The sequence below is a fragment of the Hahella sp. NBU794 genome (genome assembly GCF_050749805.1).
Taxonomy (GTDB): Bacteria; Pseudomonadota; Gammaproteobacteria; order Pseudomonadales; family Oleiphilaceae; genus Hahella.
This window is the reverse complement of the sequence record NZ_CP192738.1, coordinates 5,483,781-5,506,407: the sequence shown is the minus strand read 5'-3', so window position 1 is coordinate 5,506,407 and position 22,627 is coordinate 5,483,781. Positions and strand designations below refer to the sequence as shown.

Genomic DNA, 22,627 nt, shown 5'->3' with positions numbered 1-22,627 from the left:
AAAGAGTGGTCGGTTAGAACATTGCGGCAAAAGCAAAGAGGGCGGGAAACTCAGTTTTATTTGACTTCAACCCGTTGAATCAAAGAGAAAAAACCGTCTGTAATGTAGCGAGTGTCCCAAAATACGAAAAATGATGTATTATTGCGGCTCGTTTTCAGACGAAATCCTGACAGCGCCCGATGATATACACAGACGAAAAGCGAATCCTGAATCCCACAGGCAAATCAATGACCATATGGATAGAGCCCTGGGCTCTTGAAGTGGAAGTCCCCCCGGGAAAAACCGCCTTATTCACTGCCGACAGCGAAACGGCAGGCCAATTCGAAGTGCGGATCAAAGACGACACCTACACCATTTACGCCTGGTGCGGCAGCAGCCTGAAAGTCACCATCGACGGAGAAAAAGTCTGGGACCTGGACACCCTTAGAGTGCCGGAACTACCAGAAGGCGTCACCGTACGCAACTTCGTGGAGATGAGTTTTGAGGGGGAGAGTGGGGTTGTTTGAGGTGGGTGCTTAATGCGCTAACTCGTGCGGTAGTGGCTATAAAGTTGTGATCGACTTGTTAGCTGCGCCGCGCCATCAAAGATCGCGATACTTCGCCGAAAGCTCCAGATAAAGCTTATTTAAATAATCATCTTCCGGATAGTTCTCTAAATCCTTCCTGAATTTCTCTAGCCAGTATTTTGAGCGGACAATATCGTTACAATTATCGATGTATAACTCTGCAATGGTGCTGCTTATGAATGCTCTGTTATTCAGGTCACTTATTTCGCAAGAGTTTATGTATGCTTCTTTAAGTAATGTAAGCTTTAGCCTGAATTCATCTATGTATTCCGCCTTCGTGCTGAGTATAGACGGTAGCGGGCCATATTTTTCTTCTAGTTTATCAAGTTCTAAAAGAAGCTTCCTTTCTATCAATGAAGCATTCACGTCAATTGCTGTCATGTTGGCGATTTCGCTGGCTAATTCCACAATGGTTTCCCATTCGTAAATATCTATACCATCGCTGGTGGTTTTCATTGTGTTGTTGCCTCTATTAGCTGTTTGGGCGATCTGGAATGAATGCGGAGTGAGTCAAGAATCTCGCTGTTGAGAAAAGTTTTAGCTCACTCTATTAAAACTACTAGCTTCGTTCTTGAGTAGATAACACCTTTGATGACTAAAAAGATACTAAAGCCTAGCAACGCAATCCATATGCTGTCGAAGCTTACTAAGCTGTAAAGCGCTAATGCTAATATAACGATGCTGGATAATATGTGGTCAATATACCAGAAGATTATCCCTCTTCTCATAATGGAGGGGGTTACTAGCGTATAACAGTTGGCGCAATGCACTGAGTACCCTGGGATAACTGCAGAGATGGCGATTTTATAGCTTGAAATTGACTGTGTTGAGCATGAAGGACACTTTCTCATAATATATTCTAAATTGGGCAGTGAAAATTTGAGTTTGAGGTCACTCTAATGCGCAATATACGGCCTCGGTATACTCAGAGCTGAAGGTAAGTGAAATGCAAGTCATGAAAATTAATAAATATTTAACTGTTTTGTCAATGTGCGGTTTGTTTGGAATATAGCTGCCCTCAATAAAAAATAATGTTGAAAGAAATAACATCGCTAGAGCAATGGCTGGTGATGATATTAGGTAGGCGAAGGCATTAATTGCACTGTTTGGATATAGCGCTCTGATTTTGTTTAAAGTTGCTATGTCATATGTGTCGCACACAAACCGTATGTCTATACCACTTGTTGCTACAGGAAATGTCACTGCCATTGAATATGAAGAGAAAATTATTAGACCTATAACTCCGTAAATAAATCTTTTATCTAAATTTGTTAGCTTAGAAAAGGTAGCTGAAATGATGGCGCTTAATGCTGAAAATATTATAAAAGAAAGTGTAAACTCAATTATCTCTGACACTGTTTTTGGTTCCGCTTTGAGAATGATTTAATGCATAAAGGTGATGATATTTGATTGGACACTTTTAAGACAATAGGCTAGATGTTACTGCTAGGGAGCCTCTGAATAACCCATGGTTATCCCAATATCCATCAACATTGTGCGTTTGACCCAACCATATATGACTTTTTTCCAACAACTTTCGCCCCTCTCAGGGCGGAAGCTGGGGCCTATCCCCCTATATCCGCAGCTCTTTCCACACCATAAGAAGATTACTGAAGGCCGCCAATTGATATAATCGATTTCTGTTCTTCGCCATGCCTCGATAGCGGACTTTGTCATAACCAAACACTTGCTTGATGTAGCGGCATGGATGTTCCACTTTGGCCCGGATGACGGATACGGCGGCCGACCATTCTCACCCTTAGGATAATGACGGGCGACCTTCTCTAACTGTTCCCAGGGAATCAGCTTATCCATCCGGTCCAGAAAGATTTCTCGGCGGGTCTTACGCTTTTTATTCTGGTATTCGGCTTCGGAAAAAGTCATCTGTTCCATGAAAAGTGTTCCTGCTGAGTTGGGCTGCCGTATTATGATTGATTCTGGGGGATTCAAAGATTATCAGAAGGCGTCACCGTACGCAGCTTCGTGGAGATGAGTTTTGAGGGGGAGAGTGGGGTTGTTTGAGGTGGGTGCTTAATGCGCTAACTCGTGCGGTAGTGGCTATAAAGTTGTGATCGACTTGTTAGCTGCGCCGCGCCATCAATCATTCGCAGCTGGTTTGCCTATCTTGTTAAGAAAGTGAAATAAAATTCCGCTGGCGCCTCCACATATAGCCAGCACAAGAATTACAATCAAACCAGAAGTTTCCGCCATATTTGGAACATTCCACCCTAGGAAAACACAAACAACATAAGGCGTAATAGTTACAGTCATCCCCCCAACTCCACTGGTTGCGTAATTAACGTAAGAATAATGCTTGGCTAATAAATACAACGGGAAGCCTATAGCTATGCTGATAAAAGTTGAAATAATAAAGCCAATCGTAAAAAACAGTAGTCCATTTTCAGCATAATTTTTAAGTTGGTAGCCTAGCGACTTCCACTCAAACTCTGGAGACAAGTAATAGAAGAAAAACATATAAAAGTTAAGCGCCAAGAAAAGCCCTGAAAATATTGATAAAAGAAACGGCTTATTAAGAGTTTTCATACAAACCTGGATAGATAGCATTAATAGGGTCAGAGTCATTGATCCTTTAAAGCACTGGATGATTGGGCGGCCACCCACCCAGCTAATCACAACAACCTGAATAAGAGGTTATTATGACTAAGCCGCATCATGCACGGGCCGACCGCCTGTCAAAACCCTTCCCCCAACGCCGCCTCAAGGTCCGCGAGGGTTACCACGCCTACCAGCTCCACCAGAACCGTTGAACTAGGCTGAAGGAGGCGGGCTGGTGTAGAATCTCGATGGCGGAAATATTAAAGTTTGGGATTATCTTTTTCTTGTGCTGATTTATCAATCGCACATTTAGGGTGGTTGTCACAAATCCAACGTGAGTATGCCTCAAAAGCCTTTCGATATGAGTTGTCATCAGAAAGAGTTTTTGTTATGCGATAAGGATAAGAGTAAAAAGTCTTATTAAGAGCAGGGTTGCTATTAAACTCAAGAACTAAAAGAAACATCCAAAAAGGGGAGAATAAAACAGCTCCTGCTAATAAAGCAATTATTGTTGTCAAGGTAATAGTTTTGGTATTTCTCTCATGTTTCACTTGAAAGCTTCCTTTATCAATAGCGTCAGAGTCATTGATCTTTCATCACGTGAAATTTCTCAGACTTCCTATCTCCTCCTCGTCCCAATGGCCTTGCCCGCCTTCCAGTTTTGGCTTCTATCTCAGCCTTAAAACGATCATTACCCAACACCCAAGCCTTGTTAGTCGCTTCCCGGATCGCAGATAAATCTTGTTCTGGCATCCGACCACGAAATAATAGTCGGTAATGCTTCTGGCGTTCTTCCGCCGTTTTACCCAGTTGCTGGTAAATCGAATGCGGCCTGATCAACTGAATCATTCTTCCAAGGGCATTGTGCCGATAGCTTGACCATGGATACTCAGAAGCATGCTCCACCATCTCCGCTCTGACAGGGTTTAGCTCAATATAGCAAACTGTTAACAGGTATGTCTCAGAATCAACTAAGGTGGACTTGTAACGTCCTTCCCACAGAGTGCCGGTGCGGCTATGGGTGTAGTTAAAGTACTGAACATACTTGCGTCCTTGCGCCTGCATCATTCGACCTATTCTCTGGTCGTTTACAGGGGGGGCAAGCATATGAACATGGTTGGTCATCAAGACAAAAGCATGGATGTCGACCTGATATTTGTCTGCCGCATCCTTTAGAAAAGAGAGATAAGCCTTGTAGTCCGCCTCATCGTAAAAGCAGGGTTCACGATTGTTGCCCCGCTGAATGATGTGGTGAGCACAGCCCGAGAGTTAAAGGCGAGGTAAACGGGCCATCAGAATAATCCGTTTCTGAAATCGAGGCTGGTGGGTTAACTCTTAAGCATGTAAGGATCAATGACTCTGACCCTATTGATTGATCGTCGGTAGAAATGGTGAAGTCCCGACGGGGGCTCTCCCATCGGAACTTTAAAGATTGAGTGTATAGTGTTACTTTCTTTAAACCATTTTTCAACCGTTATCCTAGCTTATCAATATAGCTTTGAGCTGGCCAAAAGCCGCCACGAGCAGCCTTTTCCATCAAACTAAGGTCTCCACAATCTAAGGCTTTTGTATACATAGCTTCCAAATGCTCCGATTGCACTGCTAAGTCTAGCCATTTTTGATATAAAGGAATGTCAACTTTGTTCCCCCCCCAGCCATGAAGAAACATGCATGCCAGCTGAAATTCAGCTTCTGGTAAATGATTTTCAGCTGCCTTTCTAATTAATTTAGTGGCTTTTTTGTTATCTTTTTTTACGTTATCTCCATGTAAATACAGTAAGCCTAGTTTTAACGAAGCAGTTAAGTTTCCACGCAAAGATTTTTCCGACAAAAGTCTTAAGTACTCTTGATACCAGTATTGAGATTTTGTTTCATCTTTCTCTATATCTCCGCCACCATATTTAAAAATAAACCCAAGCTCCTGACAGGCTGATTCATAACCCTGTTCATAAAGTCTTGTATAAATTTTTACTGCAAGTCCTGATTTACCTTTCTCATAGGCCTCTTCAGCCTTGTCTAAAAGCTCATTTTCTTTAATATTTGTCATGAAAACTAGTCACAAAATGGAATTTGATTTAAATAATCCATGCTGCAAGCTTCTGTATGAGTATTCCTAAGAATTGCTGTGCTAGCGGCACCTCCGGCTATACTCCCCACATATTTTTTGAAAAGTTTCTTAAGAACTTTGTCGGTTCCATTGTTATGAAAGGTCTCGGTGCAAGCCTTTCGCAAATATTTCATTTCATTTCCGGTTAAATTGTTTAGTACCGCCTTTTCTTTATTCGTTAAAGATTCTGGGTTTTCGGGAATTAATGTCACATTACCGTTACCATCTTTTTTAATGACAACTACTTTCTTTTTGCCGCCATTTATATGAACGTGGTAATCTCCATGCGGTCCTTGTTTTGCTGTTTCATTGGATCCATCTCCTTTATGATATGCATGAAATGTTACTCCGTCCTTATTGAATATTGCTTGTAGTCCGGGTGGATCGATAAAAATTAACGGCCTTCCTCCAACATATCCATATGTATTCAGGCCTCCCTGCAATCCAATCGGATCACTCTGCACATACCGACCCAAGCTTGGATCGTAGTCCCTAAAATAGTTATAGCTTAATCCTGACTCTGGATCAGCATACTGCCCCGGAAAACGTAGAGGCTGAACCACTGAACTCGTCTCTTCCACTGTCTCCCCAAACGGCGTCTGCTGGGTCTTCCAAACGACATTTTGTGCGCTGTCGGTCATCGCCTGAGGCGTTCCCAGGTGGTCTGAGTGGATAAAGTACAGGTCGCCTTCCGCGTGCGCTTGTGCGCTGAGCAGGGTGGCCAGTGAGAATAGGGCGCTGAAAAAAATCGTTGTTAATTGGTTTAGGCTTTTCATGTCTGTTACTCCTTACTCGCCGGCCCATTCCACTTTGATGGCGTCTGCAATGACGTAGCCGTTGGCGTTGTCAGAGACGGATACTTTCGCGTTGACGTCCAGGGGGAATACGCCGATCTGGCTCCAGGAGCCGCCGCCCTGTTGTTGGTTCACTTGCACGCTTTGCGTTCCTGATTGGGTCTGAATGTCGTACTTCACGTTACTGCCTCTGGTTGAACCGCCGTTCCAGTAGGCGTAAACGCGGTAATTGCCTGCCCGCTCGATGGCGAGGCTCCAGGTGAAGACTTTGCTTCCAGTCCCGGCGGGAGCGTAATGGTAGTTATCGCCATAACGGTTGGAAGAGAAGGTGGAAATACTCCAGCCGCCGGTTTGCGTCGCTGCGGCGTCGTTATTGTCTACCGTAATGGGAGCAGGGTCTGGTGTTGCGGTCGCACCGACCCATTCCAGCTTGATGGCGTCTGCAATCACAAAGCCGTTAGCGTTATCGCTCAGCGTGATGGCGGCGGCGCTGTTTAGAGAGTAGGAGCCCAGTAATCCCCAGCCGCCGCCTTGCTGCTGGTTGGCGATGATGCTTTGCGCGCCGGCGCTGGTCTGCAGGCTGTAAGTGGCGTTGCTGGCGCGGGAGTCTCCTGCGTTCCAGTAGGCGTAGACTTTGTAGACGCCAGCTTTGCTGACGGGGAGTTTCCAGGTGAAGGATTTCCCGCCGCTGCCTGCAGGGGCGTATTGATAGTCTGCGCCATGGCGGACGCTGGAGAAGCTGGATGCGCTCCAAGCTCCGACAGTGGTGACGCCGCTGTCATGGTTGTCGACGATGATGTCGGACACAGGCGTTGTTGCGCCGCCACCGCCTTCCGCCAGCATGGCCACAGGAATGCCGTTGAGGTAAATCATTTCCCGAATGACTTCTCCGCTCGGCTTGGTCTCCGCCAGCAATTGACCGCTTTGGCTGTAGTGGAAATGCACATTGGCCGCAGGGTCGGTCGCGACTTTGATGACACGCTGGCCGAGGGCGTTGTGTACGTACATGGCCAGCTGCTCGCCGCCTTTCTTCACTTCTTCTAAACGGTTCTGCTGGTTGTAGATCAGCTCCAGATTGCGGGCATTGTTCTGATCCTGACGGATATTGCCATTGTCGGTGTAGGCGAACGTGCGTTCACTGACGGCGCCGTCGTCATTGATGTCGACACGGGTCAGGCGGTTGCTGTCGCTGGCGTATTCATAGCTCTCTGACAGGGTCTTACCGTTTTGCGTGCGGGTGCGCGCAGTACGGTTGCCCACCGCGTCGTAGTCGTAACGAATATCGCCGTATCCACCGTCCGCGGTTTCCAGGCGCGACAGGGCGTCATAGCCGAAACTCTGACTTTGCGCGCTGTCAAGCTGATCCGTGATGCTGGCGATATTGCCCAGCGGATCGTATCCATAGCTGCGACGCATGACGCTGCTGTCGATACCGGTCAATTGGTAGTCCTGATCGTAGCTCATGGTGCGCGTCAGGCCGTTGCCGTAGGTAAGGCTCTGCATGGGGCCGAAGGGCAGGTAACTGACGTTCTCCACCACGACCTTTTCCGCTGCTCCGCTATTGGCCAGCGTCGCGACGCGATCTATTTGACCTTCTTCATTGTAGTGATAACGCACGATGCGACCACTGGGGTAGGTGATGTCCGTCAACTTGTTGGCCAAGTCGTAAGCATACAGAGTGACGTAGGTCTGACCCTCCAGCGCGCGGGTTTCCTTCACCAGGTTGCCGCGGTCGTCGTAATGGAAGCTGATGGTTCCAGACTGATCGCTGATGCGAGTCAGGCGACCTACGCCTTTATTGCCGTTGGCGGTGTCGTCATAGCTGTAGGAAATGTTCTCGGCGGGGTTTGCGGGGTAGCTAATCTGCGTCACCCGATTCAATGCGTCATAGCTGTATTCAGTCACCACGCCGCGTGCGTCGGTGCGGGTCAGCGCATTGCCGGCGTCATCATGGATAAAGACAGTCAGGCCAGTGTCCGGACTGTTCTGCTCGTACATGTTGCCAGCGTAATCGTACTTGTAGGTCGTCTTCAGGTTGCGCGGATCGGTAACCGCAATGAGATTGTCCTGAGCGTCGTACTCATACTGGGTGATGCCCAGTTTGGCGTCGGTCACCTTGATCAGCCGGTTCAGCGCGTCAAAGCCCTGTACGGTCTGCTGGTTGTTGGCGTCGGTGACGGACGTCATGTTGGAGTTTTTGTCGTAACCGTAACGGGTCTCATGATTGGCGGCAGTGATGCTTCGTATCAACCGGCCCAGCTCGTCAAAGACCTGCCGCTGCACGTTGAACAGGTTCTCGGCGCCGTCTTTGATCTCTACCTTGGTGCGGTTGCCCATGGGGTCGACTTCATAGACGATCTTGTCGCCGGCGCGGTTAGTGACACTGCGCAAACGACGCGCGGGATCGTATTCGTAATGCAGGAAGGTGCCATCCGCCAGAGTGATCTGCTCCAGCAGCCCGACCTTGTCATAAACGAAGACGGTGATGGCGTCGCCCTGGCTGCTTTTTACGGTGCGCTTAACCGGCTGGCCGCGCCAGTTGTATTCCAACAGGGTCACGACGCCGTTGGCGTCGATAATCTTCTGCGCCAGACCCGCTCCGTTGTAGTTCTCCAACGTGGTGACCTGAGACAGCGCATTGGTGATGGTGTGCAGGTTGCCGTCGTCATGATAGCCGTAAGTGGTGACGTCGTTGACGTCCGTGCGGGGACCGTCCTGGGTCTCCATCAGATTCTGGCTGTTGTAAGTGTAACTCCAGGAGCGATCGGCCCAGCTGTTGGCGCTCATGAATACGCCGGCGATAGCCGCCGCCAAAGCGGTTTTCTTTGCTAACATCATGTGTGTATTAACCCTTAATCAAAAACGTAACATCCCTGTGCGCTTAATTGGCGGCCACAGGCTGGATGGATTTACTCTTCAGTTTGCCGTCATCGTCGTAGGTGAATTCGGTGATGCGATCCGGCTCGTTTATCTTGGTCGGAAGACGCAATGTTGGATGCCACTCGGTGAGCGTCACTCGCTCTTCCGGGGTTCCTTTGGCTTCTGTACGTTTTACTTCCAGGCCGCGTTCGTTGTGGTCGTAGTCGGTGATGCTGCCTTCCCAGTCTGTAACCGTATCCACGAAACCTTTGTTGTCGTAGGTATAGGTCGAGTTAGCGGCTAAGCAATGCTCACTTTCTTGACCTTCTACTTGAACAATTTTGCGTACGCCGTGAATTCGTTCGAAGTGATAGGTTGTCTTCTTGCCTAGGGCAGTAGTTACAGTCGCTGAGCTGTCCTCATTGAAAATAACCGTGGATTTTTCCACTCCGCCTGCATGTTCTGATGTAACAGCCTTACCGTCCTCATTGTATGTCCAGGTGGCATAACGCACATCATTTTCATCGGTGATTCCGGTTAATGCATTTGGAAAGCGAGTATCTTCATAATGGTAAGCTTTCTCGTTTCCATTTGAGTTGGATGCTTTCAAGATGTTGTTGGGGTTGTCTGAGTCAAGGACATACTCTACTCTTAAACTCTCGTTGAGTTCCGCGCTTAATAGGTAATACCCACCATCAAGCTCCACTTTTATCTGATTTCCATACTCATCCTTTGCAATAAAGCTTTGAGTGGGATCGCGTGTAATAGTTATTTTTTTCTTGTTTGGATAGATGATTTCCTGTAGCGCACCCAGCTTGTCAAAGCTGTACTCTTTTCCTTCCTCATTGACAAATCTCCAATCATCGTTGGCTGTACCCCTATATAGCTCTGTAGAAAGGTGAGTTATGGGGATATACGCAGATTTTTCTTGATCGTATATGAACTCACTTTTTCTTCCGGAGTCTTCAATAACATAAATTTTTGTCCAGGAGTCTATTAGCTTAGCTGAATAGCTGTGACGCCATCGAAGGTCGAGACTGTTGTAATATCGAGTGAAATTAAGCTCTTGGCTAAAATATATATCATTCTCTTCTTGATATTTATTGCCTGTGCTAATATCTATTGGGTTCCCCGTTTTACAGCTGGGCGGACCATTAGGTTCACTGCTAGGCGGTATGCAAGAACCTTTATTTGCTCTCCATTCTGTATAATTACATGGCTTACAGTTTGCCCCCTCCCATATGTAGGTATATATGGCAAATGCTGGCTGATCAGCATATCTAAAGTTTACAAGTCTCATGAATTTCCCATCGCTCCAGTTGGAATCCATTTTTGAGACACAGTCGCTATAGCTTGATCCTGGGCCTTCCTTGTACCCATTACAAAATCGGCCTTCATATTTCCACTCTCCGCACTCTTTTGCACTTGCGTGTGAGAGTAACAGTGAAGAGGTGGTGAGCACGGATAAAATGAAATACTTCATATACTGTTCTCTGCTGAAATGGTGGAGCCACTGGAATTAACCGGCTGGATGGATTTACTCTTCAGTTTGCCGTCATCGTCGTAGGTGAATTCGGTGATGCGATCCGGCTCGGTTATCTTGGTGGGAAGACGCAGTGTTGGATGCCACTCGGTGAGCGTCACACGCTCTTCCGGGGTCCCTTTGGCTTCAATGCGTTTTACTTCCAGGCCGCGTTCGTTGTAGTCGTAGCTGGTTGCGACGCCGTTAGCGTCGACTTTTCCAGAAAGTAGCCCTTGGTCGTTGTAGCTATAGCTACGATTGGACGCCAGACAATTGTCGGACTCCGCACCCTTAACCGCCTTGATGCGTTCATAGCCATTGAAGTTTTCGAACTCATAAGTCGTGACTTTGCCAAGAGGGTTGATAACCTCTGTAGTAAGGGCGTCGGGATAGGCAAACTGATACCGATCATTGCTACCGGCGTGCTCGCTTAAAATGCCCCTGCCTTGCTCATCATAATCCCAAGTGACATACCTGACGCCCGACTCGTCGGTGATGCCGGTTAAGAGGGTAGGGAAGCCAGTTTTTTCGTAGTGATAGGTCTTAGTATGTAGAGGGACGTCGTAGTTAGGCGCCTGATAGAAGCTAGCAGTCTCCACCAAACCTTTTGCGTTATAGGTATAGGAAACTTTTCTTCCGTCCGAGTGAGTAATACTTTCTATCGTTTGGCGATCAGACTTGTATGCCATAGTTAAAGTCTGACCATGCTTAGACGTGATAGTTGTAACGGTATCGTATTGCACTTTATAGTTTTTGCCGTACGGGTCTGAAACGGATACTAGTCGTCCGAATCGATCATATTCTTCAACTTCACTACCCAGATGGAGTTTATAACCCGTAGGCTTATCTTTTTCATCGACAAAGCCCTCTAGTGAAATGAGAGTGTCTGTATAAGTGCTATATTTCCCAGTCGTATCATTCCGTTGGAAGTGATACTCAACGCCATCATCCCTAACCACTCGGATAAGCCTAACGAAACTATCTGCGACAGGCATTTCGATCATTATAACTTTACGTGAAAAAGGCAGGCTCCACGCCCCATGGGCTTGAGGCGCCTCTACTTTGCTCTTGTAAGTTCTGACGTAGTGGCTTCCAGGGCCAAAAGCATTTTTAAAATCAATTTCTGTTTGAACTTTTTCTCCACTGGATACAATTATTGGGTTGCCTTTTGTGCATTGCTTGTTGGGGTATGTAGAACGGCTGTTGCAGGCTTGAGTATTCTCTTCATACTGTTTATTTGATGGGCACTCATCTCCCCTTCGAGTTACATCAAATGCAAATATATATTTATCCTTTAGAGACCAGTGCGTAGCATTGCCCATAAAACCCTGGCAGGCTAAGACGCCATCGCGCTTAAACTCCATTCGTGTTGTAGTGACGCCCGCACCAATAACAGCAGATGCATTATGCGCTGTGCAAATTGACATTGGACTGCTGGCGCTTTCACCCCCGCGAGGACCGCCAGACCAGTAATATTCCTGAGCCGAGCTGGACAGTGTTAGCGATAGCAAAGATGCCGAAATAACTGATTTCTTTAGCATGATGTGTGAATAAATTCCTTTACTAAACAAAATATTGAATTCAATTGGCGTACAACTTATCAGTTGTGCTCATTATTGAGTTTCAACCGGTAAAATAGAATTGCTTTTTAGCTTTCCATTATCGTCATACGTGAATTCAGTGATGCGATTCGGCTCAGTGATTTTAATTGGCTGTCTTAACGTCGGGTTCCACTCAGTTACAGTAATACGTTCATCTGATGTGCCTTTTGCCTCGACTCTCTTTATCTCCAGACCTGTGGGGCTGTAATCGAAATCGGTTATGTTTCCTTTCCAGTCGGTAACCAGGTCTTTATAACCATATTGGTCGTAGGTGTAAGAGGAGTTTGCTGCGATGCAATTCTCTGACGCATGTCCTTCCACTGACGTTGGCTTATTCGTTCCATATAGATGAGTAAAGTGGTAAGTGGTTTGCTTGCCCAGCTCGTTAGTGACGGTGGTTGAGCCATCGGAATTGAAGCTGAGAGTAACCCTCTCTGCGCCATCAGCATGCTCTGAAAGAACTGCGCGACCCTGGTCATCGTATTTCCAGGTGGCGAAGCGAACGCCTTTTTCATCGGTAATGCCTGTTAGGGCATGGGGAAAGCGGGAGTCTTCGTAATGGTATTGTTTTGATATATCCGCGGAATTATCAAGGCGGGTTAGATTTCCATCAATATACGTATAATTAAACGTCACACCGGCAGGTGTAATCATCTGTGTCACATTTCCACTCGCATCTTTACTCATGCGAAGTGTTCGCCCCAAGTTATCCGTGACGATAGTATCCGTATCCTCATAGGAGTATTCGGCGTATGCTCCCGTAGCCAACCTCTCTGCACGAGTTAACTTTCCATCACTGTTATAGGTATAGCGCACTCCATTTTCATCTAATGTAATGCCGGAGGTGCTTTTTGTGGTGGTAGGTGTAATGCCGCCAGTCGAAGGCTTGATGGAAATGTATTCAATTTTCTTTGCATTTCCTGTGGCTAAATAATAAGTGGACGTGCCATCGCTTAGATTAGATTTTATCCAGGGTCTAACAAGGACAGATCCATCAGTGCGAAGTACTTTTTTGTCTGTCGTACTGCGGGATAAATTATCTCTCCATTGGCCTGTGGCGCTTGAGTATGTACGTGAAAAAGTAAGAAGCCCTGACTTGGCATCCTGATAGTCGACTTCTGTTTGGCGTTTTTCGCCTGTAGATACATCTATAGGATTCCCCGCACAGACTTCTGGTGGTTTGCTCTGTGGAACCGGCAAACAGGAGTTGTTTGAGTATGACTCGGTTCCAGTAGGGCAAGACTCTTTATTTGGGTAGTAAAACGAAGCGTAGTATTCGATGCTTACACCATCAAGTTTGACGCTTTTCCAAGCTTTTCTGAACCCTAACTCGTGATGACTACAGCAAATTCCTCCGCCATCTGAAGAATCTCTTGGCTGTTTCTCAACAGCTAGCCTGGCTGCCTCATAGTTAAGAAATTTACCAGGAATCGTGACACTTTCTCCTGCTTTTGCGGCGTGAGAATAAACTATAAGCAGGCCCAGTAGAGATAGCGCAGAACCATTACGAGGGTTGCCTTTCAAAAAGTGTTTCAAACTAAGCTCCTTATATTCGAATTTGTATAGGCTCAGACGCTTTAACTGGGATCACAGAAAGCTGCAACGATTTAAGAGTGAGAAAAGTGGCAGGGATGAGATGTGTATTTGCCTCCATGCATATCATTGAAAACAGCTATAGTCCTTATGCTTTGACTAAAAAGTATAAATAAATTGAAATGGCTGAAAATCATAACGAAAATTTAATGCTCTCTCCATATGCCAAAAGTATTATCTCTCTGGGCGGTGGTTTTTTATCGCCGATTCTGAGGATAAGGATCGAAACGACATCATTTTATTTAAAAGGAAAAATATGAACTTCGTATTAACGGATTCCCCCACACAAGAAGATATCGACGTTATTCATAATGGTTTGATTGCCTATAATCTGAACTATATGGATATGCGGGAGATGAAGGATCTGGCGGTTTTTTATTCTGATGATCAGGGCGGTAAGTTGGCGGGGGTGGTTGGAGAGACGCTTGGGAATTGGCTTAAGGTTAAATATTTATGGGTGTCCGAATCGTTGCGAGGTAAGGGGATTGGCGGTGAGTTGTTGGCCCGTGCTGAGGCGGAGGCGATAAAGCGTGGTTGTCGTTATGCCGTCCTGGATACGTTCAGCTTTCAGGCATTGCCTTTTTATGAAAAGAAAGGATACACGCTGCAATTTACATTGGAGTCGTACCCCAAGCACAATCAGGCCAAGCATTTCCTTACCAAAGAATTGATTCAACCAGACAATGAGAACGCTTGACGACTTATATCGGGATACGATGGTTTTGTTGCAGAAGGCCAATGTGAATTACCGCGAGGAAACTCACGAGCCTGTGTTCACCTATGAGAAGGCGGAAGAGGTGGCCAGACGTTTTGGTTTCACCGGCGCGGAAAGCAAAAGTCTGTTCATGAAACTGAAAGACGGGCGCTTTTGCATGTTGGTGACGCTGCAGCATCAGCGTTTGGATTGGAAGCAGTTAAAGAATGCGCTAGGCGGTAAAGCGTCTTTTTGCAGTGATGAGGAGTTAAAGGAAATGACCGGGTGTGAGCCTATGTGCGCCTGTCCTTTTGGGCATCCTGCTGATATCACGCTGGTGATTGATGAGTGCATATTCGCCAGCGAAAGGCTGGTGTTTTCTCCCGGGCCGCCTGAGAAGACGGTGGAGATCGGCATTGAGGATGTACGCAAGGTGCTGGACTGTTGTGATAATCCAGTGGTGTATCTGGCTGAGCGGGAGATGGAGTAGACGGAGCCGTTCGGCTCCGTCTGAGACAGGTTTGCGGCGTCGGGTAATTAAACCGCTTGATCCATCGTCTCTGTCCGATATTTCACCAAATCTTCAATGGTTAAGACCGGCATGGCGTGTTTCTCTGCGAATGCGACGATTTCCGGCAGCCGCGCCATCGTGCCATCGGGATTGGTCAGTTCACAGAGCACGCCGGTGGGCTTCAAGCCCGCCAGGCGCATCAGGTCAACCGTGCCTTCTGTATGTCCTCGACGGGATAGTACGCCGCCGGGTTGCGCGCGCAAGGGGAAAACGTGACCCGGGCGGGCGAGATCTTCCGGTTTGGCGTCGTCAGCAATAGCGGTGCGGATGGTGGTGACCCGGTCCGCGGCGGAGACGCCGGTGCTGACGCCTTCGCGGGCTTCAATGGTGACCGTAAACGCGGTGCCGTTTTTACTGGAGTTTTCCGACACCATCATCGGCAACTGCAGGCGACGAATAACGTCGTCAGTGAGGCACAGGCAAACAATGCCGCTGCACTCGCGGATCAACAGCGCCATTTGCTGCTCGGTCAATGTTTCTGCGGCGTAAATCAGATCGCCTTCGTTTTCGCGGTCTTCATCGTCCACCAGCAGGACGCCCTGGCCATTGCGAATCGCTTCCAGAGCTTTTTCTACCCGGGTGATCGCATCGCCGAACGGCGTTAATAAAGAAGTGTGTGGCTGATTCATGGGTTCTCCATTTGAGTTACCAGAATCAGGGCTGTGGGAATACGACCGACTTGCGCCGGTCAACAGGCGTACGACCGCAACAGACCGTGGCGAATTCCGCGGTCCCGCTGCGACATTGGCCTTATTCTCTCCCATCCGGACTGTAACCGTCGGCTCCGGCTTCTCACCGGATCTGCTGACCCTGCTGAACGACAGCAGGCGCTCGCGGGCTCGTCCACTGGGGACATACCGCCGGTAGGGAATTTCACCCTGCCCTGAGAATAAGTTGATTAAATGTGCGCTTTAAAAAAGCGGAGGCAGGATACCCCAGCGGAAGCGGGTTCACAATGTTCAATCTGAGAGGCGGGCGGCCTGAACGACATGGGTCGCCCGCACCGTTAGCGGTTAGGGGACGTCTTTACTGCAACGCTGGCGGGCTACAGCAGTTGAAACTTCACCGCCAGCCCTCCCATCAGCGTTAGAATCAGGCCGGTAGTGCCGAGCCGGATCAGCGTATGCCAGGCGGTCTGCTTGGCGTGTCGCAGCGCTTGCAGCAGCGCTCGTAGTTCACGGATATCGGAAAAAGCGTCTTCTCCTGTCAGACCTAAATCGAGCAGCGCCCGTCGGGCTCCTTTCTCCGCCGCGCAGTCCAGCAGCGCATCCAGTTCGTCCCGGGCGAGGCTCACCATGAGTTGGGCTTTTGAGGTGTCCATGTTCTCCTCCTGAGGTGTATTGGCGTATCGATGACTTGCATTGATGATCGAAATTCCTTCTTCGTTTGCGTTCTTCGCGCACCCTTCTTAGAGAGGGCTATGTTGTAGCTTATTGATCGAAACGACCAAAAAACGCAGGAGCGAATGACGGAGGTGAATGTCAGCGGAGTGCGGCAAAATGTCACATGGGGCGCGGATGGCTTGGCAAGTGGTATGATGCCCTCAACTCTGGGGTTTGATCGTTATGAACACTACAAAATATTTCGCTTGGCTGGCGACGCCCTTGCAGCGGGACAGCTTGCGTTATCTGGCTTATTACCTGGTTATGCAGTCCATCTCCCTGGTGGCGTTGCTGGCCCTGTTCAGCGGCCATTGGCGGTTGGAGCTGCCGCCGCGTTTGCCTTGGGCGGTCATGCCGGCGCAGTTGGCGATTACTGCGTTGACCTGTCTGGCTTCCATACGGATAAGGGAGTTGACCACCGGGCGTTATCTGGCGGTGCTGTTGGCGTCCACTTTGTTGCTGGGCTGGTTTCTCCATGACACCGGCGGACATACAAACCCATTCATTTCATTACTGCTTATGCCGGTGGCCATGGGCGCTGCGCTGTTGGGGTGGCAGTCCAGCCTGATTCTGGCGACCGTCTGCGTGAGTATCTATTTTGCGTTGACGCAGGATTTCGTCGCGCTCACCAGTAGCCGCCCGGACGGTTTGCAGAACTTTATGCGCTTGCATCTGGCGGGGATGTGGCTGACGTTTTTGCTGTCCGTCGCCTTGCTGCTGATCGTCGTGGCGCCGCTGACTCTGGCTATCCGACGTCAGCGTGAGCAGATCGCCGCGCAACGGGAACAGATGCTGCGTGATGAGCGGTTGGTGGCGACGGCTATCTTCGCCGCGGGCGCCGCTCATAAACTTGGCGCGCCGCTGGGAACCCTGGCGCTGTTGGTGGACGATCTGCGTCATGATGTGGCGGATGCCCAGGCGCAGGACGATTTGCGCTCCATGGCGGCGCAGATCGATTTGTGCAAGCAGACCCTGTCGTCGATGATGCGTCAGGCGGAGGATATTCGTACTGGCGTGGTGCGCAGCGAGTCGTTGGAAGGCTTCGTGCAGCGTTTGCGAGAGGAATTCTCCCTGCTACATCCTGCTGGGTCATTGCGTTTGGCGAGTATTGAGAATCCGCAGGCGGAAGTGCGTTCGGAAGAAATGCTCGATATGGCGATCCTGAATCTGCTTGATAACGCCGCTAAAGCCAGCGCGGAGGACCCGGTAATGGAAGCGCGTCTAAGCGATGGCGAACTGTTGCTGCGCATCCATGACAAAGGGCCAGGACTGCCGTCGCTGGTAAGGCAGAATCTGGGCAAATCTTTTGTTTCAATGCGGGAAGGCGGCAATGGCCTGGGACTGTTTTTGTCCCACTCCACCATTGAACGCCTGGGCGGAAGCTTGAGTCTGCTCGACGTCGCTGATGGAACTATTACGGAAATCCTGTTGCCGATGCCCCAGGGCGCGCGCTGCGACGGGGAGAATGCGACCCTTTCACAAGGAAATCCAAACGGTGAATACGCCGCTGCTACTAATCGATGACAATCAGGTTTTTCTGCAAACACTTGCCCGCTCACTAAGTCGACGCGGCGAGTCTGTGATCACCGCCAGTTGTGGCGACGAGGCGCTGGCTCATTTGGAAGACAGTAGTCCGAGTCGGGCGGTGCTGGATCTGAATCTGGCGGGGGACAGCGGATTGCAACTGCTCAGCGAGATGCTGCAACGCCAGCCGCAATTACAGGTCGTGATGTTGACGGGCTACTCCAGCATCGCCACTGCGGTGGAGGCGATCAAACGCGGCGCCTTGAATTATCTCTGTAAACCGGTGACAGCGACGGAGCTGCTGGCGGCTTTTGGCGAGCCCCGCGAAGAAGCGCCGGTTGAATCTGAAGTGGATACGGATGCGACCCTGTCCGTGCGGCGTCTGGAGTGGGAGCATATTCAACGGGTGTTGCAGGAGAATGAAGGCAATATCTCGGCGACGGCGAGAGCGCTGAACATGCATCGCCGTACTTTGCAGCGGAAACTACAAAAAAAACCCGCCCGGCGTTGATGGCCGGGCGATAAAGTTTCCGCAGAGTTTCGGGACGCTGAATGCCCGCCGTGAAGCCGGACAAACGACGACCCTGGGAAGGAATGCGTTCGGAACTGCGCAAAGGGGAGTTTGCGCCGAACGCTCTGTACCTTGCTGTGAGAGGAAGTTTAGAAGGAGTCGGTCACTGTCGGGAAGACGGCAAATTGTCGCACCCAGAATGGCTTAGATCGGCAGGCTGAAAATGATCGGACGGAGCGGTTTGACGAACGCCGTCAAACCACTCCGTAGACAAAGAGTTTAAGCGTAGTAGGACGCAGCGATGCGCGCCGCCAGGGCTGCGTTATTGAACACCAGCTGGATATTGGCTTTCAGGCTGTCGCCGCCGGTAATTTCCGCCACTTTCGCCAGTAGGAACGGCGTGGAGTCTTTACCGTTGACGCCATTCTCTTCCATTTCCGTCAACGCGACGTTGATGGCCTGGTCAATCTTGGCGCGGTCCATGGCGTAGGCTTCCGGGATCGGGTTGGCGATCACCACGCCGCCGCGCAGACCCATTGCCCATTTGGCTTGCAGCGCCGAAGCGATCTGCTCTGGCGTATCCAGTTGATAATCCACATCGAAATCACTGTCGCGGGTGTAAAAAGCGGGCAGGGTGGAGGTTTGATAGCCGACCAGAGGCACGCCATGAGTTTCCAGATATTCCCGGGTCAGGCCCAGGTCGAGAATCGATTTGGCGCCGGCGCAGATGACCGCCACGTCGGTGTGCGCCAGTTCCTGCAGGTCGGCGGAGATATCAAAGGTCTCCTGGGCGCCGCGATGCACGCCGCCGATACCGCCGGTGGCGAAGACTTTGACTCCCGCCATGGCCGCCAGGATCATTGTTGAAGCGACAGTCGTGGCGCCGTCGCCGCCACGAGCGACGATAAAGGGAATGTCGCGGCGGCTGGCTTTGGTGACGCTCAAACCGGCCTGACCCAGGTATTCGATCTCTTCTTTACTTAAGCCGACTTTCAGACGGCCTTTGATGATGGCGATAGTAGCGGGAACCGCGCCGTTGTCGCGAACGATCTGCTCTACCTGCAACGCGGTTTCCGCGTTTTGCGGCCAGGGCATGCCATGGGAAATGATAGTGGACTCCAGGGCCACGACCGGTTTGCCGGCCGCCAGAGCGGCTTGTACTTCGGGAGATACGTCCAGATAAGTATTCATAAAAAAGTTTCCTCTAGTAAACGGTTCACGGTCGCCAGGGACATATTCGGATTGATGGTCGCCTGGTGCGACATGGCCACCGCCGAGGCGGCGATGGCGAAGTTAACGGATTTGGGCGTGGGCCATTGCGCCAGCCAGCCATAAGCGAGGCCGGCGAGAAACGCATCGCCGGCGCCATTGGCGTTGACCGGCTGGATTGGCGGCGGCGGATATAGTTGGTGACGGCCGGCTTCGCTGACGTAAACGCCCTGAGCGCCGAGGCTGATGCAAACACGCTGCACGCCTTTCTGGTGAAACCAGGAGGCCAGCTGGGATAGCTGTCCGTCATCCTGAGCGTCCAGCCCGGAGAGGCGCTTCGCTTCCGCCAGATTGGGCTTGAATGTGTGGATGGCGTCGAGCAGCCCGCGTAACTTGTCCGACTTGGGGCCAGATACCGGGTCGGCGAATATCGGCAGATCAGGGAACTGGCTGAGCAGGTATTCCAATACCCCGGCGGACAGGTTGGCGTCGACAATCAACAGACTGGCGCGGCGTATCATGTCGGCATGGCTGCGCAGGTATTCGACGCTGAGACGATCCAGAATCTGCATGTCGTTGATGGCGACAGACATGTCGCCGCAGGCGTCCAGCACTGACAGATAGGTGGAGGTGACGGCGTCGTCCAGTTGCAGGCAATGGCGCATGTCGATGCCGCATTGCAGCCCTTGCTCCAGCAGCGTCTGTCCGTATACGTCCTTGCCCAGGGGGGCGATCAAGCGCACGTCTACGCCGAGGCGCGCCAGGTTTTCCGCAATGTTGCGGGCGACGCCGCCGGGAGAGCAGCTGACATGCCCCGGATTGGAGTCGCGGGGCAGCAGTTTGTCGCTGGGCTGCCCGAGAATATCCATGTTGGCGCCGCCAATCACCACCACGTAAGGATTGTCCGCGAGGATATAACCCTTACCGCGAATCGCGCCCTTGTTGGAGAGGTTCATAATATGACCCGCCACGGCGGAGCGACTGACGCCCAGACGGTCGGCCAGGGCCTGTTGAGAGATGAGCGGGTCCTGGCGGATTAAATCCAGGATCTCCTGTTCGCGTTCGGTTATCACAAACAAATGTCCGTATGTCTAACATTTGTTTGTTAGTCTACCGGTATTTCGCCAACAGGCAAGCAAAAATCGTTTTACGCTGCCCGTCGACGCGTCAGCAGGTAAATGAAGTAACCGCCGCCAAGCAAAGACGCGATTGCGCCAGCGGGCATTTGCGCCGGGTATAAAAGCGTGCGGCCCAGCCAATCGGAGAGAATCATCAGCAGCGCTCCCAACAGAATGGCGAGAAGCAGTTGCTGCGGCGCTTTGCGGGCGCCGAGCATGGCGGCCATGTGTGGCGCAAGCAGGCCTACGAAGGCGACGGGGCCCATCACCGCAGTGACCAGCGCGCAGGCGAGGGAAGCCAGAAACAGCAACGCCAGACGGGCGCGTTTGACATTCAGACCACGGGCCAGTGCGACCTGATCGCCAGCGGAAATCAATGTCAGCCAGCGGGAGCAAAGCGCGCATAACGTGGCGAGGACGATAACGCCGGTCAGCAGAAGCCAGGCTTTACCGTCCGTGGTTTGGTAAGTAGAGCCAGCCATCCAGCTCAGAATCGAATAGGCGCTGTCGCTGCCCTTGGCCAGGGCGAAACGCACGAGAGCGTCGATCAACGCCGCCAGGGAGATGCCGGTCAGCACCATGACGCCGGGGGCGTAGTGATGGCGGCGTCCCAGCAGCAATAGCAGCAAAAGTACTCCCAGGCTGCCGGCGAAAGCGATCAAAGGGCCAGCTTGATAGATCGAGCCGCCAAACGCCAACACGGAAAGCACTAATGTCAGCGATGCGCCGGCGGACATGCCCAGAATATCCGGGCTCGCCAGGGGATTGCGAATCAATCGCTGAAGAATGACGCCCGCCAGGGCCATGCCGCCTCCCGCCGCCGCCGCGGTGACAATACGCGGCCAGCGCAGGGAGAAAACCAGGTCGGACGGCCAGCCAAAGCGCCAACTGACGGAACCGGCCCCTTCTGGAGACCACAACAACGCTATCGCCGCTGTTGCAGGCACGGCCAGCGCCAGCATGATCAGAGCGGTTTTGGATAGTTTCATCACGCCGGCGGGCAGTTGTAGAGAGCTGTGATCGGCGGCGGTTAACTTGCGGCGGGTGAACCAGATTAATCCAGGCGCGCCGATTAACGCCGCCGCGGCGCCGCTGGGAACCAGGTCGGTTGTCCATTGGCTGGCCAGCACGGCGATGGCGTCAGTCGCCAGCAGTAACAGTCCGCCCAGCAGCAGGCTGTACGCCAACTCATCGCCGGCGCGGCGCGCTCCCAGTGCGCGAGCAAGATTGGGCGTTAGCAGGCCAATAAAACTGATAACCCCTACGGCAGTGATAGAACACGCCACCAGCCAAAGCGCGGCGGGAAGCAGCGCCAGTGTGGCGAAAACGCCCATGCCGCGTCCTCGTGCGCCAGCTTCTCCGAGGCGCAGCAAGGTCAGGGGACGGTGCGCGAAGAGCAGAATCAGCAGGGCGATGCTTAGTTTGGGTGCGAGCCAGATCACCCAGTTCCAGTCTGTTTGCGTCAGGTCGCCCGCGCCCCAGATGAACAGGTTGCGCGCATACTGATCGTTGAGCAGCACGATGGCGGAGGCCGCTGCGCCCAACAGAATATTAATGGCCATGCCCGCCAACACGACAGGCAAACCGGCCAAGCCTCCGCTGCCGGCGATCAATAACACCAGCGTGACGGAAAGGCTGGCGCCCGCCATGGCGATCCAGGCTCCATAATTCGCCATCAGGGCGGGCGCCCAGACGCTGGCGCAGACCAGCGCCAGCCAGGCTCCTGACGCGGCGCCCAGGGTCATAGGAGAGAGCAGGCGATTCTGGGTGATTTGCTGCAACAAACTGCCGACCAGTCCCATTGCGCCGCCAACCAGCAAGGCCAGCACAGCCCGGGGCAGGGTGGCGTAAAAGAACTGAAAGTCTTCGAACTCCACGGCTGCGCCGCCGCTGAGCAACGTCCACTGCACGCTGAGCGGCGGCGGAGAGCTAAGTTGCAGGTAGGCGAACAGCAGAACCGGCAATAACGCCAGGGTGACCAGGTAACGGCGCATACGACTTCAACCTGTAGCGATGAGCT

21 protein-coding genes, 1 pseudogene and 1 riboswitch are annotated in these 22,627 nt (G+C 51.1%); of the genes and pseudogenes, 5 read left to right on the top strand and 17 right to left on the bottom strand.

The annotated features are described in order from the left end of the window. The first annotated feature begins 227 nt into the window (after positions 1-227). Positions 228-506, top strand: coding sequence for a hypothetical protein (locus ACQYWX_RS23990; protein ID WP_127973091.1), 279 nt, complete (start codon positions 228-230; stop codon positions 504-506). Between the two features lie 75 nt (positions 507-581). Here the strand turns inward: ACQYWX_RS23990 and ACQYWX_RS23985 are convergent, their stop codons facing one another. The 12 genes and pseudogenes from ACQYWX_RS23985 to ACQYWX_RS23930 all read right to left on the bottom strand — a co-directional run bounded on the left by ACQYWX_RS23985 (position 582) and on the right by ACQYWX_RS23930 (position 13,541). After that, positions 582-1,022, bottom strand: a complete 441-nt coding sequence (locus ACQYWX_RS23985) for a hypothetical protein (RefSeq protein WP_431686594.1) — start codon at positions 1,020-1,022, stop codon at positions 582-584. A 435-nt stretch (positions 1,023-1,457) separates the two neighbouring features. Beyond that, on the bottom strand, positions 1,458-1,922 hold the full coding sequence (locus ACQYWX_RS23980; RefSeq protein ID WP_431686593.1) for a hypothetical protein: 465 nt from the start codon (positions 1,920-1,922) through the stop codon (positions 1,458-1,460). A gap of 217 nt (positions 1,923-2,139) precedes the next feature. After that, a pseudogene (locus ACQYWX_RS23975) lies at positions 2,140-2,295 on the bottom strand (transposase); the annotation flags it as partial. Between the two features lie 368 nt (positions 2,296-2,663). Next, positions 2,664-3,110: a hypothetical protein gene (locus tag ACQYWX_RS23970; RefSeq protein ID WP_431686592.1), complete on the bottom strand. Its 447-nt coding sequence runs from the start codon at positions 3,108-3,110 to the stop codon at positions 2,664-2,666. Positions 3,111-3,382: 272 nt separating this feature from the next. After that, positions 3,383-3,673 (bottom strand): hypothetical protein, encoded by a 291-nt coding sequence (locus ACQYWX_RS23965; protein WP_431686591.1) that lies wholly within the window; start codon positions 3,671-3,673, stop codon positions 3,383-3,385. Positions 3,674-3,704: 31 nt separating this feature from the next. Next, positions 3,705-4,367, bottom strand: coding sequence for a transposase (locus ACQYWX_RS23960; RefSeq protein ID WP_431689533.1), 663 nt, complete (start codon positions 4,365-4,367; stop codon positions 3,705-3,707). A 229-nt stretch (positions 4,368-4,596) separates the two neighbouring features. Beyond that, positions 4,597-5,169 (bottom strand): tetratricopeptide repeat protein, encoded by a 573-nt coding sequence (locus ACQYWX_RS23955; RefSeq protein ID WP_431686590.1) that lies wholly within the window; start codon positions 5,167-5,169, stop codon positions 4,597-4,599. 5 nt (positions 5,170-5,174) lie between these two features. After that, on the bottom strand, positions 5,175-6,005 hold the full coding sequence (locus ACQYWX_RS23950; RefSeq protein WP_431686589.1) for an RHS repeat domain-containing protein: 831 nt from the start codon (positions 6,003-6,005) through the stop codon (positions 5,175-5,177). 12 nt (positions 6,006-6,017) lie between these two features. Continuing rightward, positions 6,018-8,861, bottom strand: coding sequence for a hypothetical protein (locus ACQYWX_RS23945; protein ID WP_431686588.1), 2,844 nt, complete (start codon positions 8,859-8,861; stop codon positions 6,018-6,020). Positions 8,862-8,904: 43 nt separating this feature from the next. Beyond that, on the bottom strand, positions 8,905-10,365 hold the full coding sequence (locus tag ACQYWX_RS23940; RefSeq protein ID WP_431686587.1) for a DUF6531 domain-containing protein: 1,461 nt from the start codon (positions 10,363-10,365) through the stop codon (positions 8,905-8,907). Next, positions 10,362-11,945 (bottom strand): hypothetical protein, encoded by a 1,584-nt coding sequence (locus ACQYWX_RS23935; protein ID WP_431686586.1) that lies wholly within the window; start codon positions 11,943-11,945, stop codon positions 10,362-10,364. The genes ACQYWX_RS23940 and ACQYWX_RS23935 overlap by 4 nt, the downstream gene beginning before the upstream one ends. A 72-nt stretch (positions 11,946-12,017) precedes the next feature. Then, on the bottom strand, positions 12,018-13,541 hold the full coding sequence (locus ACQYWX_RS23930; protein WP_431686585.1) for a DUF6531 domain-containing protein: 1,524 nt from the start codon (positions 13,539-13,541) through the stop codon (positions 12,018-12,020). 313 nt (positions 13,542-13,854) lie between these two features. Here ACQYWX_RS23930 and ACQYWX_RS23925 point away from each other — a divergent pair, with 313 nt between their 5' ends. Both ACQYWX_RS23925 and ACQYWX_RS23920 read left to right on the top strand, forming a co-directional pair. Next, complete coding sequence (locus ACQYWX_RS23925; protein ID WP_431686584.1) at positions 13,855-14,295, top strand: GNAT family N-acetyltransferase; 441 nt, start codon at positions 13,855-13,857, stop codon at positions 14,293-14,295. After that, positions 14,282-14,782 (top strand): YbaK/EbsC family protein, encoded by a 501-nt coding sequence (locus tag ACQYWX_RS23920; RefSeq protein WP_431686583.1) that lies wholly within the window; start codon positions 14,282-14,284, stop codon positions 14,780-14,782. The genes ACQYWX_RS23925 and ACQYWX_RS23920 overlap by 14 nt, the downstream gene beginning before the upstream one ends. Positions 14,783-14,829: 47 nt before the next feature. Here the strand turns inward: ACQYWX_RS23920 and ribB are convergent, their stop codons facing one another. Together ribB and ACQYWX_RS23910 are read right to left on the bottom strand one after the other, a co-directional pair. Then, positions 14,830-15,492 carry a 3,4-dihydroxy-2-butanone-4-phosphate synthase gene (gene ribB / locus ACQYWX_RS23915; protein ID WP_216738580.1) on the bottom strand — a complete coding sequence of 221 codons (663 nt, stop codon included), beginning with the start codon at positions 15,490-15,492 and terminating at the stop codon, positions 14,830-14,832. 119 nt (positions 15,493-15,611) lie between these two features. Beyond that, a riboswitch (FMN riboswitch) is annotated at positions 15,612-15,758 on the bottom strand. A gap of 150 nt (positions 15,759-15,908) precedes the next feature. Then, positions 15,909-16,184, bottom strand: a complete 276-nt coding sequence (locus tag ACQYWX_RS23910) for a DUF6127 family protein (RefSeq protein ID WP_127973072.1) — start codon at positions 16,182-16,184, stop codon at positions 15,909-15,911. A gap of 244 nt (positions 16,185-16,428) precedes the next feature. Here ACQYWX_RS23910 and ACQYWX_RS23905 point away from each other — a divergent pair, with 244 nt between their 5' ends. Both ACQYWX_RS23905 and ACQYWX_RS23900 read left to right on the top strand, forming a co-directional pair. After that, positions 16,429-17,769 carry a sensor histidine kinase gene (locus ACQYWX_RS23905; protein WP_431686582.1) on the top strand — a complete coding sequence of 447 codons (1,341 nt, stop codon included), beginning with the start codon at positions 16,429-16,431 and terminating at the stop codon, positions 17,767-17,769. Further along, the gene (locus tag ACQYWX_RS23900; protein WP_431689532.1) at positions 17,732-18,280 is read left to right on the top strand and encodes a response regulator transcription factor; all 549 of its coding nucleotides are present in this window, start codon (positions 17,732-17,734) and stop codon (positions 18,278-18,280) included. Before ACQYWX_RS23905 ends, ACQYWX_RS23900 begins: the two co-directional genes overlap by 38 nt. Before the next feature lie 279 nt (positions 18,281-18,559). Here ACQYWX_RS23900 and ACQYWX_RS23895 read toward each other — a convergent pair whose 3' ends face one another. From ACQYWX_RS23895 to fhuB, 3 genes are all read right to left on the bottom strand, one after another. Further along, the gene (locus tag ACQYWX_RS23895; RefSeq protein ID WP_431686581.1) at positions 18,560-19,471 is read right to left on the bottom strand and encodes a pseudouridine-5'-phosphate glycosidase; all 912 of its coding nucleotides are present in this window, start codon (positions 19,469-19,471) and stop codon (positions 18,560-18,562) included. Beyond that, positions 19,468-20,562: a PfkB family carbohydrate kinase gene (locus ACQYWX_RS23890; protein WP_216738576.1), complete on the bottom strand. Its 1,095-nt coding sequence runs from the start codon at positions 20,560-20,562 to the stop codon at positions 19,468-19,470. Before ACQYWX_RS23890 ends, ACQYWX_RS23895 begins: the two co-directional genes overlap by 4 nt. A gap of 74 nt (positions 20,563-20,636) precedes the next feature. Next, on the bottom strand, positions 20,637-22,601 hold the full coding sequence (gene fhuB, locus ACQYWX_RS23885; RefSeq protein WP_431686580.1) for a Fe(3+)-hydroxamate ABC transporter permease FhuB: 1,965 nt from the start codon (positions 22,599-22,601) through the stop codon (positions 20,637-20,639). Between the last annotated feature and the right edge of the window lie 26 nt (positions 22,602-22,627).